Origin of the sequence: uncultured Demequina sp., assembly GCF_913055775.1 — a bacterium.
In the GTDB taxonomy this organism is placed as follows: Bacteria; Actinomycetota; Actinomycetes; order Actinomycetales; family Demequinaceae; genus Demequina.
Genome location: NZ_CAJXJX010000078.1, coordinates 1 through 13,242, shown reverse-complemented (window position 1 = coordinate 13,242; position 13,242 = coordinate 1). Strand labels below are relative to the sequence as shown.

The 13,242-nt window shown below is 70.7% G+C and carries 12 protein-coding genes and 1 pseudogene; 12 read left to right on the top strand and 1 reads right to left on the bottom strand.

All coding sequences use genetic code 11. The annotated features are described in order from the left end of the window. From pyrR to coaBC, 10 genes are all read left to right on the top strand, one after another. A partial coding sequence (gene pyrR / locus QZ483_RS08990; RefSeq protein ID WP_297083116.1) for a bifunctional pyr operon transcriptional regulator/uracil phosphoribosyltransferase PyrR occupies positions 1–433 on the top strand: 433 nt, incomplete at its 5' end. Further along, the gene (locus QZ483_RS08985) at positions 430–1,407 is read left to right on the top strand and encodes an aspartate carbamoyltransferase catalytic subunit (protein WP_297083114.1); all 978 of its coding nucleotides are present in this window, start codon (positions 430–432) and stop codon (positions 1,405–1,407) included. The genes pyrR and QZ483_RS08985, both read left to right, overlap by 4 nt. Continuing rightward, entirely contained in the window at positions 1,404–2,702 is a 1,299-nt protein-coding gene (locus QZ483_RS08980; protein ID WP_297083112.1) for a dihydroorotase, read from the top strand. Before QZ483_RS08985 ends, QZ483_RS08980 begins: the two co-directional genes overlap by 4 nt. Continuing rightward, positions 2,699–3,844 (top strand): glutamine-hydrolyzing carbamoyl-phosphate synthase small subunit, encoded by a 1,146-nt coding sequence (gene carA, locus QZ483_RS08975; protein ID WP_297083110.1) that lies wholly within the window; start codon positions 2,699–2,701, stop codon positions 3,842–3,844. Before QZ483_RS08980 ends, carA begins: the two co-directional genes overlap by 4 nt. A 2-nt stretch (positions 3,845–3,846) precedes the next feature. Beyond that, positions 3,847–7,194, top strand: a complete 3,348-nt coding sequence (carB, locus tag QZ483_RS08970) for a carbamoyl-phosphate synthase large subunit (protein WP_297083108.1) — start codon at positions 3,847–3,849, stop codon at positions 7,192–7,194. Between the two features lie 9 nt (positions 7,195–7,203). Continuing rightward, the gene (gene pyrF, locus QZ483_RS08965; RefSeq protein WP_297083106.1) at positions 7,204–8,046 is read left to right on the top strand and encodes an orotidine-5'-phosphate decarboxylase; all 843 of its coding nucleotides are present in this window, start codon (positions 7,204–7,206) and stop codon (positions 8,044–8,046) included. Between the two features lie 25 nt (positions 8,047–8,071). Further along, positions 8,072–8,386: an integration host factor, actinobacterial type gene (gene mihF / locus QZ483_RS08960; protein ID WP_297083104.1), complete on the top strand. Its 315-nt coding sequence runs from the start codon at positions 8,072–8,074 to the stop codon at positions 8,384–8,386. Beyond that, positions 8,383–8,937, top strand: a complete 555-nt coding sequence (gene gmk / locus QZ483_RS08955; RefSeq protein ID WP_297083102.1) for a guanylate kinase — start codon at positions 8,383–8,385, stop codon at positions 8,935–8,937. The genes mihF and gmk overlap by 4 nt, the downstream gene beginning before the upstream one ends. Before the next feature lie 77 nt (positions 8,938–9,014). Further along, positions 9,015–9,281: a DNA-directed RNA polymerase subunit omega gene (gene rpoZ / locus QZ483_RS08950; RefSeq protein WP_297083099.1), complete on the top strand. Its 267-nt coding sequence runs from the start codon at positions 9,015–9,017 to the stop codon at positions 9,279–9,281. 26 nt (positions 9,282–9,307) lie between these two features. Beyond that, positions 9,308–10,528, top strand: coding sequence for a bifunctional phosphopantothenoylcysteine decarboxylase/phosphopantothenate--cysteine ligase CoaBC (gene coaBC / locus QZ483_RS08945; RefSeq protein ID WP_297083097.1), 1,221 nt, complete (start codon positions 9,308–9,310; stop codon positions 10,526–10,528). A gap of 22 nt (positions 10,529–10,550) precedes the next feature. On the opposite strand, the gene QZ483_RS08940 is transcribed toward coaBC, so the two are convergent. Further along, positions 10,551–11,033, bottom strand: a complete 483-nt coding sequence (locus QZ483_RS08940; RefSeq protein ID WP_297083096.1) for a YpsA SLOG family protein — start codon at positions 11,031–11,033, stop codon at positions 10,551–10,553. 101 nt (positions 11,034–11,134) lie between these two features. Here QZ483_RS08940 and metK point away from each other — a divergent pair, with 101 nt between their 5' ends. Further along, positions 11,135–12,304, top strand: coding sequence for a methionine adenosyltransferase (metK, locus tag QZ483_RS08935; RefSeq protein ID WP_297083094.1), 1,170 nt, complete (start codon positions 11,135–11,137; stop codon positions 12,302–12,304). A 2-nt stretch (positions 12,305–12,306) separates the two neighbouring features. Continuing rightward, positions 12,307–13,242: pseudogene (locus tag QZ483_RS08930) on the top strand (hypothetical protein); the annotation flags it as partial.

Below are 13,242 nucleotides of genomic sequence, written 5' to 3'. Positions count from 1 at the left end.
GCTCGCGAAGCGCATTGCCGAGGTGGAGCCCGGCTTCGACGCCGCCGCGAACGCGGGCGCCCTCGACATCACGATGTACCGCGACGATCTGCGGCTGCAGCCCACGCGCACCATCGGCGAGACCACGCTGCCGCCCGCCGGCATCGACGACGCCACCGTGGTGCTGGTCGACGATGTCTTCCACACCGGCCGCACTATTCGCGCCGCCCTGGACGCGATCAAGGACCTGGGACGCCCGCGCGCGGTGCAGCTCGCGGTGCTGGTCGATCGCGGACACCGCGAACTGCCCATCCGTGCCGACTTCGTGGGCAAGAACCTTCCGACCTCGAAGTCCGAGCGCGTTGACGTGCACCTGGAGGAGACCGACGGCGTCGACGAGGTGTTGATCTCCCGCAGGGCCGCGGACACCGCCACGGGGGAGGCAGGGGAGTGAAGCACCTGCTCGGCACCGACACCCTGTCACGCGAGGACGCCGTCCTCATCCTCGACACCGCCGCCCAGATGGCCGCCACGCAGGAGCGGGAGATGCGCAAGCTCCCCACGCTGCGCGGCCGCACCGTGGTGAACCTGTTCTTCGAGGACTCGACGCGCACGCGCATCAGCTTCGAGGCTGCCGCCAAGCGCCTCAGCGCGGACGTCATCAACTTCTCCGCGAAGGGCTCGAGCCTGTCGAAGGGCGAGTCCCTCAAGGACACCGCGCTCACGCTCCAGGCCATGGGGGCCGATGCGGTGGTCGTCCGCCACTGGGCGTCCGGTGCCGCACAGCGCCTCGCCGAGTCGGACTGGATGGCCGGGCACGTGCTGAACGCCGGCGACGGCACGCACCAGCACCCCACGCAGGCGCTGCTGGACGCGTTCACGATCCGTCGGCACCTCGTGGGCGGCGGCACGGACGCCGAGGCGACCGGCAAGGCCCTGGAGGGGCTCACGGTGGCGATCGTGGGCGACATCCTGCACTCGCGCGTCGCGGGCTCGAACATCCCGCTGCTCAAGACGCTCGGCGCGAACGTGGTCGTGGTCGCGCCGCCCACGCTCCTGCCGTACGGCATGGCCGCGCGCACCGACATCGCCGTGCACTACACGCTGGATGAGGCGATCGAGGCCCACGACATCGACGCGATCATGATGCTGCGCGTCCAGCGCGAGCGCATGACCGGCGGCGGCTCCGGCTTCTTCCCGAGCCCCGAGGAGTACACGCGCCTGTTCGGCCTCGACGCCGAGCGCTTCGCGCGCCTCGCCGACCACGCGATCGTGCTGCACCCCGGCCCCATGAACCGCGGGCTGGAGATCTCGGCCGAGGCCGCGGACCACCCGCGCTCGGTCATCGTCGAACAGGTCAGCAACGGCGTCGCCGTGCGCATGGCCGCCCTGTATCTGCTGCTCGCTGGAGAGGAGGCCTCCGCGTGAGCGCCTTTGTGATCGAGAACGCGTCGCTCTACGGCGACACCACCGCCGACCTCGTGATGGTGGACGGCGAGATCGCCTCACTGAGCAGGGCCGATGCGCCGGCTGAGGCCACGGTCATCGATGGTTCCGGTCTGGTCGCCCTTCCCGGCCTGGTGGACCTCCACACGCACCTGCGCGAGCCCGGTCGTGAGGACGCCGAGACCATCGAGTCCGGTTCCCGCAGCGCCGCGAAGGGCGGCTTCGTCGCGGTCCACGCGATGGCCAACACCACGCCGACCGCGGACACCGCAGGCGTGGTCGAGCAGGTGTGGAGCCGGGGTCGCGAGATCGGCCTGGTGGACGTGTTCCCGGTGGGCGCGGTGACCGTGGGCCTGGGCGGCACCCAGCTGTCGGAGATGGGCGCGATGGCGAACTCGCGCGCGCAGGTGCGGGTGTTCTCCGACGACGGCAAGTGCGTGCACGACCCGCTGCTGATGCGGCGTGCGCTGGAGTACGTCAAGACCTTCGGCGGCGTGGTGGCGCAGCACTCGCAGGACCCGCGCCTCACCGAGGGCTCGCAGATGAACGAGGGCCTGGTGTCCTCGGAGCTGGGCCTCGCCGGCTGGCCGTCCGTCGCGGAGGAGTCGATCATCGCGCGCGACGTGCTGCTCGCCGGCCACGTGGGCTCGCGCCTGCACGTGTGCCACCTGTCAACCGCGGGTTCGGTCGAGATCATCCGCTGGGCCAAGGCCAAGGGCATCGACGTCACCGCCGAGGTGATGCCGCACCACCTGCTGCTCACCGACGACTCGGTTCGCGGCTACGACCCGCGCTTCAAGGTCAACCCGCCGCTGCGCACCCAGGAGGACGTGGACGCTGTCCGCGCCGGGCTCGCCGACGGCACCATCGACATCGTCGCCACCGACCACGCGCCGCACCCTGACGAGGACAAGGACTGCGAGTGGGGAGCCGCGGCGATGGGCATGATCGGCCTCGAGACGGCGCTCGGCATCGTGCAGAAGACCATGGTCGACTCCGGCGCACTGTCGTGGCGCGACGTCGCCCGCGTCATGAGCGAGACCCCTGCGCGCATCGGCCTCGATCACGGCCACGGCCGCCCGCTCGCCGTGGGCGAGCCCGCCAACGTCACGCTCGTGGACCCGAACGCCGCCTGGACGGTGGAGCCGTCGCACACGGCGAGCCGGTCGAACAACTCGCCGTTCGGCGGCATCGAGCTGCCTGGCCGCGCCGCAGCCACGTTCCTGCGCGGCGTGCCCACCCACCTGATCCCGGCCCTGGAAGGAGCCTCCGCGTGAGCGACACCACCGCGATCCTCGTGCTCGAGGACGGTCAGACGTTCGAGGGCGCCGCGTACGGCGCCACCGGCGAGACGCTGGGAGAGATCGTCTTCAACACCGGCATGACCGGCTACCAGGAGACGCTCACCGATCCGTCGTATCACCGCCAGATCGTCGTGATGACGGCGCCGCACATCGGCAACACCGGCGTCAACGACGAGGACAACGAGTCGCGGCAGATCTGGGTCGCCGGCTACGTGGTGCGCGACCCCGCGCGGCGGGCGTCGAACTGGCGTGCCCAGCGCACCCTCGACGAGGACCTCGAGTCCCAGGGAATCGTCGGCATCTCCGGCATCGACACGCGGCAGCTCACGCGCATCCTCCGCGAGGGCGTCATGCGCGCGGGAATCTTCTCCGGCGACGCGCTGGCGTCGGGAGGCGAGCGGATCCCCGTGGAGCAGCTCGTGGAGCGCGTGCGCGCCGGCCAGGAGATGGCCGGCGCGCACCTCGCAGACGAGGTTTCCATTCCAGACCTGTACGTGGTCGAACCGCCTGAGGGCACCGAGGAGATCGCGCACGTGGTCGCGGTCGACCTGGGCATCAAGGCGATGACGCCCGAGCAGATGGCCAAGCGCGGGATCCGCATCACCGTCGTACCGTCGACCTGGACTGCCGAGCAGATTCTGGCCCTCGAGCCCGACGGCGTGTTCATGTCGAACGGCCCGGGAGACCCGGCCGCCGCCGCCGGTCCCGTCGCGGCGCTCAAGCAGATTCTCGACGCGAAGATGCCGTTCTTCGGCATCTGCTTCGGCAACCAGATGCTGGGCCGCGCGCTGGGGTATGACACCTACAAGCTGAAGTTTGGCCACCGCGGAATCAACCAGCCCGTGATGGACATGACCACACGCAAGGTCGAGATCACGTCGCAGAACCACGGCTTCGCGGTCGACGCGCCTATCGGCGAGCCCAGCGTCTCGCCCGCCGGCTACGGTCGCGTTCTCGTCAGCCACGTGGGGCTCAACGACAACGTGGTCGAGGGTCTCGAGTGCCTCGACATCCCCGCGTTCTCCGTCCAGTACCACCCCGAGGCTGCCGCCGGTCCCCACGATGCGGACTACCTCTTCGACCGCTTCGTCGACGTCATGAAGGGAGCGCGCTGAGCATGCCCAAGCGCGACGACATCCACTCCGTGCTGGTGATCGGCTCGGGCCCCATCGTCATCGGTCAGGCCTGCGAGTTCGACTACTCGGGCACCCAGGCGTGCCGCGTCCTGAAGGCCGACGGCGTCCGGGTGGTCCTGCTGAACTCGAACCCCGCCACGATCATGACGGATCCCGAGTTCGCGGACGCCACCTATGTGGAGCCCATCACCACCGAGGTGATCGAGGCGATCATCGACAAGGAGCGCCCCGACGCGCTGCTGCCCACGCTGGGTGGCCAGACCGCGCTCAACGCCGCGATCGCCGCGGCGGAGGAGGGCATCTTGGACAAGTACGGCGTCGAGCTGATCGGTGCGAACCTCGAGGCGATCCACCTGGGCGAGAACCGCGAACTCTTCAAGGGTGTGGTGGAGCGCTGCGGAGCCGATTCCGCCCGTTCGCACATCTGCCACACCATGGACGAGTGCCTCGCTGCCGCCGAGGACCTGAAGTATCCGGTCGTGGTTCGCCCGTCCTTCACCATGGGCGGCCTGGGCTCGGGCTTCGCGTACGACGAGGAGGACCTGCGCCGCATCGCCGGGGCGGGCCTGCACTACTCGCCGACCACGGAGGTGCTGCTCGAGGAGTCGATCCTGGGGTGGAAGGAGTTCGAGCTCGAGCTCATGCGCGACAAGCACGACAACGTCGTGGTGGTGTGCTCGATCGAGAACGTCGACCCCGTGGGCGTCCACACCGGTGACTCGGTGACCGTCGCCCCGGCGATGACCCTGACGGACCGCGAGTACCAGCGCATGCGCGACGTGGGCATCGCGATCATCCGCGAGGTGGGCGTCGACACCGGCGGCTGCAACGTGCAGTTCGCTGTGGAGCCGAACACCGGCCGCCTCATCGTGATCGAGATGAACCCGCGCGTCTCGCGCTCGTCCGCGCTGGCGTCTAAGGCGACGGGTTTCCCGATCGCGAAGATCGCCGCCAAGCTGGCCCTGGGCTATACGCTCGACGAGATCCCCAACGACATCACGGGCTCCACCCCAGCCAGCTTCGAGCCCACGCTCGACTACGTGGTCGTCAAGGTGCCGCGCTTCGCGTTCGAGAAGTTCCCGGCCGCGGACCCGGTGCTGACGACCACCATGAAGTCGGTGGGCGAGGCCATGTCGATCGGCCGGTCCTTCACCGAGGCGCTCGGCAAGGCGCTGCGGTCGATCGACAAGCGCTCCGCCAACTTCCACTGGGAGGGCGAGGCGCCCTCGGGCGCTGCGGTCGACGCGCTCCTCGAGGCGGTGAAGGTCCCGACCGAGAAGCGCTTCATCCAGGTGCAGCAGCTGCTGCGCGCCGTTCTCGCCGGCGGCTGCACGATCGAGCAAATCTTCGATGCGTGCGCGATCGACCCGTGGTTCCTCGACCAGATGCTGCTGATGAACGAGGTCGCGCTGGCCACCGTATCGGCCCCCGAACTCACCGCGGACGTGCTCCGTGACGCGAAGCGCCACGGTCTCGCGGACGAGCAGATCGCCGCACTGCGCGGCGTGTCGGTGGGCGACGTGTACGCCGCGCGCGGCGAGCTGGGCGTCGTGCCGGTCTTCAAGACGGTCGACACCTGCGCGGCGGAGTTCGAGGCCCGGACGCCGTACCACTACAGCTCGTACGACGCCGAGAACGAGGTCGCTCCGCGCGACCGCGAGGCCGTCCTGATCCTCGGCTCCGGTCCCAACCGCATCGGCCAGGGCATCGAGTTCGACTACTCGTGTGTCCACGCGGCGCTCAGCCTCAAGGACCGCTACGAGACCGTCATGGTCAACTGCAACCCCGAGACGGTCTCCACGGACTACGACACCGCCAACAGGCTCTACTTCGAGCCCCTGACGTTCGAGGACGTCATGGCGGTCTACGAGGCGGAGAAGGCCGCGGGCCCGGTCAAGGGCATGTTCGTTCAGCTCGGCGGCCAGACCCCGCTCAGCCTCGCCCAGCGCCTGGCCGATGCGGGCGTCCCCATCCTGGGCACGTCGCCCGAGGCGATCGACAACGCCGAGGACCGAGCGGCCTTCGGCCGCGTGCTCGAGCAGGCGGGTGTTCCCGCGCCTGCGTACGGCACGGCTCACGGCATCGAGGAGGCCATCGAGATCGCCGAGGGCATCGGCTATCCCGTGCTCGTGCGGCCCTCGTACGTGCTGGGCGGGCGCGGCATGGAGATCGTCTACGACCGCGCGCAGCTCGAGGACTACGGCACGCGCATGGCGGAGATCGGCGATCACGCCACCGACGCTCCGCTCCTGATCGACCGCTTCCTCGACGACGCGATCGAGATCGACGTCGACGCGCTCTACGACGGCGAGGAGCTGTACCTGGGCGGCGTCATGGAGCACATCGAGGAGGCCGGCATCCACTCGGGCGACTCGGCGTGCGTCCTGCCGCCGGTCACGCTGTCGCTCGACGAGCTTGAGCGCATCCGGCGGTCGACCGAGGCCCTCGCGAAGGGCATCGGCGTGCGCGGCCTGATGAACGTCCAGTACGCCCTGGTATCCGACGTGCTCTACGTGCTCGAGGCGAACCCGCGTGCGAGCCGCACCGTGCCGTTCGTCGCGAAGGCGACGGGCGTGCCGCTCGCCACGGCCGCGTCGCTCGTGATGACCGGCACCCCGATCGCCCAGCTCAAGGCGGATGGAGTGCTGCCCGAGCAGGACGCTGCGGGCATCGACATGAGCCAGCGGCTCGCGGTCAAGGAGGCGGTCCTCCCGTTCAAGCGCTTCCGCACGCACGAGGGGCTCGTGGTCGACTCCGTGCTGGGCCCCGAGATGCGCTCGACCGGCGAGGTCATGGGCTTCGACGCGACGTTCCCGCTCGCGTTCGCCAAGTCCCAGGCCGCTGCGTTCGGCGGGCTTCCCACCGAGGGCGCCGCGTTCGTGTCGGTCGCCGACCGCGACAAGCGCTCGATCGTCTTCCCGATCGCCAGGCTGCACGCGCTGGGCTTCGAGATCCTCGCGTCCGAGGGCACGGCTCAGGTGCTGGGCCGCCACGGCATCCCCGCGCGGGTGGTGCGCAAGCACTTCCAGGGGCGCGGACCGAACGGGGAGCCCACGACCGTGGACCTCGTGAACGCCGGCGAGGTCGCCCTCGTCATCAACACGCCGTCCGGTCAGGGCGCGCGAGCCGATGGCTACGAGATCCGTGCCGCTGCGACGGCCGCCGACGCTGCAATCATCACCACCACCCAGCAGCTCGCCGCGGCCGTGCTCGCGATCGAGGCGCGCCGTAAGGGGCCGTTCGACGTGATGAGCCTGCAGGATGCGGGCGGTGCCCGCGCGAGAAACGTCATCGCAGGTAACATGGCCGGAGAAGGCCTCGGACTCTAGGAGGACCGTATGCCGTTCGGCGCTCGTCTCGCGGAAGCAATGGACCGCGTGGGCCCGCTGTGCGTGGGCATCGACCCGCACCCGTCGCTCCTGCGCGACTGGGGCCTGGCGGACGACGCCCAGAGCCTTGCCGCGTTCGGCGAGACCGTGATCGAGGCCGCGACGGGTGTCGCGGGCGTGGTCAAGCCCAACGCCGCGTTCTTCGAGCGCCACGGAGCCAAGGGCATCGCGGCGCTCGAGTATGTGCTCGGCAAGGCGCGCGAGGCGGACCTGCTCACCATCCTCGATGCCAAGCGTGGAGACATCGGCTCGACCATGCAGGCGTACGCCGACGCGTTCCTGCGGCCGGGCGCCCCGTTGGAGTGCGACGCCCTGACCGTGTCGCCGTACCTGGGCTTCGGGTCGCTCGCGCCCGCCGTGGAACTGGCGGCCGAGCACCGCAAGGGACTGTTCGTGCTCGCCCTCACCTCGAACCCGGAGGGCGCCGAGGTGCAGCACGCGAGAGGCGTCGGGGGAGAGCCGGTCGCGGCCGCCATGGTGCGTCAGGCGGCGGCGCTGAATGCGGGCAAGTCGCCCTTGGGAGATGTGGGGCTCGTCGTTGGTGCGACGGTGGGCTCGGCGGTGTCGGATCTCGGCATCGACCTCGAGGGGCTCAATGGCCCCATCCTGGCGCCCGGGGTGGGCGCTCAGGGCACCGGCACGGACGAGATTGCCCAGGTATTCGGGAACTCTCGGCGTTCGGTGCTCGTCAATCAGTCGAGGGGCGTGCTCGCTGCAGGCCCCTTCACCGAGAAGCTGCGGGGAGCCATCCAGGCCGCCGCAGGAGCAGCGCAGTTCGCGCTGCGGGCGTGACCCGCACGCGAGGAAGGAGGGAACCGTGGCGACACCTGAACTGTCCGATGAGCAGCGCGCAGCGGCCCTCGTGAAGGCGACCGCCGTGCGCAGTGCGCGGCGCGTCTTCAAGGAGGAGCTGTCGCGCGGAGAGATGAGCCTCCAGGAGGCCATCGACCGTGCCAAGGCCGACGAGGCTCTCGCCGGCATTCGTGTTCGCGATCTGCTGCAGTGTCTGCCCGGCATCGGCCCCAAGCGTGCCGAGCAGGCGATGGAGGAGATCGGCATCTCCGCGGCCCGGCGCATCCGCGGGCTGGGCACCCACCAGGTCGAGGCGCTGGTCGAGCGCGAGCATCGATGACCCGACTGGTAGTGCTCGCGGGACCCACCGCGGTGGGCAAGGGCACGCTCGTCAGAGCGCTGCGTGATCGCAATCCCGACATCTGGCTGTCGGTGTCCGCGACCACGCGGGCCCCGCGCCCCGGTGAGATCGATGGCGAGCACTATCACTTCGTCTCCGATCAGGAGTTCTCGCGGATGATCGAGCACGGCGAGCTCCTGGAGTGGGCGACGGTCCACGGCACGCACCGCTACGGAACGCCCCGCGCGGCCGTGCTGGAGCACCTCGAGGCCGGTCACCCGTCGCTGCTGGAGATCGATCTGCAGGGCGCGCGACAGGTGCGGGCCTCCATGCCGGAGGCGCTGTTCGTGTTCGTCGAGCCTCCCTCGATGGATGAGCTGGTGCGCAGGCTCGTGGGGCGGGGCACCGAGGACGACCTCGAGCGCGAGAGGCGCCTGAGGACGGCGGAGGTGGAGATGGCCGCCGCGCGGGAGTTCGACCGGATCATCATCAACGACGATCTCGACGCTGCGGTGCGCCACCTCGAGACGATCGTCCTCGACCCGACCTGACGGGCCTGCCGGTCTCCACAGGCACCTGCCTGTAGACTGGTAGGCGGACTTTTCCCCAACAAGCTTCTGGAGTGAACGTGGCCGGTACTGTGGCACAGCCCGAGGGCATCACCAACCCCCCGATCGACGAGCTGCTCGAGAAGGTCGATTCGAAGTACGCGCTCGTCATCTACGGCTCGAAGCGCGCCCGCCAGATCAACTCGTACTACGAGGCGCTGGGCGAGGGCCACTTCGAGAACGTCGGCCCGCTCGTCGAGGCCGACTCGACCGACAAGCCGCTCTCCGTCGCGCTGCGCGAGATCAACGAGGGCGGCCTGCTGGAGCTCGGCGACTCCGCCGAGTAATTCCACCGAGCCCGGACGCATCGGCGATGCGCATTCTTCTGGGCGTCACGGGCGGCATCGCCGCCTACAAGGTCGCGCTTGTCCTCCGTCACCTGACGGAGAGCGGACACGACGTGCGCGTCGTCCCCACGGCGGCATCGCTGAAGTTCGTGGGCCGCGCGACCTGGGAGGCGCTGTCGGGCCATCCCGCGCCCACAGAGACCTTCGAGGACGTGCCGTCCGTGCAGCACGTCCGGCTCGGGCAGCGCGCGGACGTGGTGGTGGTCGCCCCGGCCACGGCCGACTTCCTCGCGCAGATGGCGGCGGGTCGCGCGACCGATCTGCTGGGGAACGCCCTGCTGGCCACCGAGGCGCCGGTCCTGGTGTGCCCGGCGATGCACACGGAGATGTGGCGCAACGCCGCGACCCAGGCGAGCGTGCGCACGCTGCGCGATCGGGGCGTCACGGTGCTGGAACCGGCCGTCGGACGGCTGACGGGGCCCGACTCGGGTCCCGGTCGCCTGCCCGAGCCCGAGGACATCGTGGCGGCGATCGAGGCGCTGGCCGACGAGGCCCACGTCCCGGAAGCGAGCTCCGGCACGTGGGGCGATCTCGACGGCCGGCGAGTGGTCGTCACAGCGGGCGGGACGCACGAGCCGATCGATGCGGTCCGTTACCTGGGCAATCGTTCCACGGGCATGCAGGGACTCGCTATCGCCGAGGCGGCCCGGGAGCGGGGCGCGCAGGTGACGCTGATCGCCGCGAACGTCGCCCTCCCGGTGGGCGAGGGCATCGCTCGGGTGAACGTCGAGACGGCCGCCGAGCTGCAGCGCGAGGTCGAGTCTGCAGCGGGAGGCGCCGATGCGGTGGTCATGGCGGCCGCCGTCGCGGACTTCCGCCCGGCGAGGGCGGCAGCCACGAAGCTCAAGAAGACCGGGGACGCCGGCCTCACCCTCGAGCTCGTGCAGAATCCGGACATCCTGGCAGGACTCGTCGCGTCACGCGCTCCGGGGCAGGTGATCGTCGGCTTTGCCGCCGAGACCGGGGACGAGAACGGATCCGTCCTCGAGCACGGCGCGGCGAAGGCGCGGCGCAAGGGTGCGGACCTGCTGGCCGTCAATGTGGTGGGCCAGGGGCGCGGCTTCGGCACCGTGGACAACCACGTGACCGTTCTGGGCGCGGACGGCGGCGTCGTCGCCGATGCGTCGGGATCCAAGCTCGGTGTCGCCCACGCGCTGCTCGACACCATCGCGGAGCGGCTGGGCTGAGCGATGCTCGGCGGGGCGGCCCTCAGTCGTCTCCGGCGAGCAGCAGCGTGACGAACTCCCGGGCGCGCTCATAGAGTCCGGGCTCTTCGCTCTCACGCGGGCCGCCCACGTTCACGATCAGCTCGCGGCCCACGTCGGCGAGCCACACGCGCGCTGCCTCGGCGGTCGCGGGTGCCACCAGGCACGGGCGCCCGAGCTCCGCGGCTGACGCGATCATGAGTGCCGCGCCAGGCGAGGATCCCGGATCGCCGAGCACCACGGTGGCGTGGGAATCGCGGACGTTGAGCCGCGTGCGCACACCGGGCTCGGCGGAGATGGTGGGCTTGAGTCCAGGGAAGTCGACCAGGACGCCAGGGGGGTACGGCTTGTCCTCCGCCCACCCGCCCGCGGGGCACCAGCCTGCGTGGATCACGCCGGCGGCGATCGCGGCGTCCAGAGCCCCGCGATCGGCGCCGGTCTGGCCGCCGGAGACGATGCGGGAGATGAGCGGCGTGCTGGCGTCCACCGGGCAATCACCTCGTCTGTTCCCGAACCGGAGCTGATGCCCCGACGCTACCAAGCGACGCCGTCGCGTCCGCGTCGGACAGCGCCGCTAGGGTTGCGGTCATGACCGACCTTCGACTGTTCACCTCCGAATCCGTGACCGAGGGACACCCAGACAAGATCTGCGATCAGGTCTCGGACGCGATCCTCGACCGGATGCTCGAGCAGGATCCGCTGGCGCGCGTCGCCGTTGAGACCATGGTGACGACGGGGCTCGTGCACGTCGCCGGAGAGGTCACGACGGAGGCGTACGTCGACATTCCCGGGACCATCCGCGACGTGGTGACCGGCATCGGGTACACGTCCTCGCACGAGGGCTTCGACGGCGACTCGTGCGGCGTCTCCGTGTCGATAGGGGAGCAGAGCCCCGACATCTGGCAGGGCGTGGGCCACGCCACGGACACGGACGGCTCCGAGATCGGTGCTGGCGACCAAGGCCTCATGTTCGGGTACGCGTGCACGGACACGCCCGAGCTCATGCCTCTGCCGATCGCAATCGCCCATCGCCTGACGCAGCGCCTCGCGCAGGTGCGCCATGAGGGGATCGTGGAGGGGCTGCGTCCGGACGGCAAGGCGCAGGCGACCATCGGCTACGACGGCGACGTCGCGCGGACAGTCAACACCGTCGTGGTGTCGACTCAGCATGCCGAGGGCTGGGATGTCCGGGACCTGCGTGCGGCGGTCGAGGCCGAGGTGATCGCCCCCGTGCTGGCTGCCTTCGAGCTCGATGCCACGGGGCACCGGTCGCTCATCAACCCCACCGGCACCTTCGTGATCGGCGGGCCCAAGGGCGACGCCGGCCTCACCGGACGCAAGATCATCGTCGACACCTACGGGGGCATGGCGCGTCACGGCGGCGGCGCGTTCTCCGGCAAGGACCCGTCGAAGGTCGACCGCTCGGCGGCGTACGCGATGCGGTGGGTCGCCAAGAACGTGGTCGCCGCGGGCCTGGCCTCGCGCTGCGAGGTCCAGGTCGCCTACGCGATCGGCACCTCCCAGCCGGTGGGGCTGTACATCGAGACCTTCGGCACGGAGGAGGTCTCTCGCGACCGCATCGTCAGCGCGGTTCGCGAGGTGTTCGACCTGCGCCCGGCCGCGATCATCGAGCAGCTCGACCTGCGCCGGCCCATCTTCCAACAGACGGCGACCTACGGGCACTTCGGGCGCGAGCTGCCCGACTTCACCTGGGAGCGGACCGACAGGGCCGAAGCTCTGGCGGCGGCCGCCCACTGAGCGTGGAGCCCGACACCGCCCCGCAGGATCCCGCAGACCCCGCACGGGCGGCGGCTCCGGAGCCGCCCGACGACGGAGGCCTTTTCGCGCGCGAGGAGGTCGGGGGACGCTCCGGCTCCGCGTCCGCAGCGTCGGGCGGGCCTCCGGCGCCGGAGCCCTGGGACGGCCCGGTGGCCCGCGTCGTGATCGATAGCCCGCTGCCGCACCTGGACAGGCTGTTCGACTACGCGGTGCCGCCAAAGCTCGCGGGTGTCGTGGCCGCGGGCTCCCGCGTGCGCGTCCGGCTCGCCGGTGCGCTGACGAGTGGCGTCGTCGCCGAGGTGCGTGACGGCTCCGACTTCGCCGGGACTCTCGCGCCCGTGCGCTCGTCGAGCGCGACGCCCAGCTTCACTCCCGAGGCCCTCGGTCTCGCGGCTCGGATCGCTCGGCGCTACGCGGGCTCGACCTGGGACGTGCTGAGGCTCATGGCCCCTCCTCGGGTCGCGGCCGTCGAGAAGCAGCGGTGGGGTCCTGACGACGATCACGTCGCTTCCGACGACGACGCCTACCGGGACGCACTCACCGCGGCACGGCGGGGCGACGACGGCGATACGCACGCGGAGGCGCGGGGCGTCCTGGTGGGCGAAGCGGAGCGCGTGGTGTGGGAGGCGCTGCCCGACGCCGCCCGGCCCGGCACGGTTCCGGCGGCGGCGCTCGTAAGGGCCGCGCTGGAACGCATCGCGCACGGCGGCTCGGCGGTGATCGTGGTGCCGGACGCGCGCGCGATCGCAGCCGTGCTCGCCCAGGCGCAGGCCGCGCGGCACCTCAATGCCCGCGGCGATGCCGAACGGGTCTCCACCGTCCTCGACGAGATCGTCGCGCAGACCCGCCGCGCGTCTTCGATCCTCGAGCGGCTCCGAACCTGGACCCGTCCGCAGGAGCGCCGCCCCGAAGCGGTG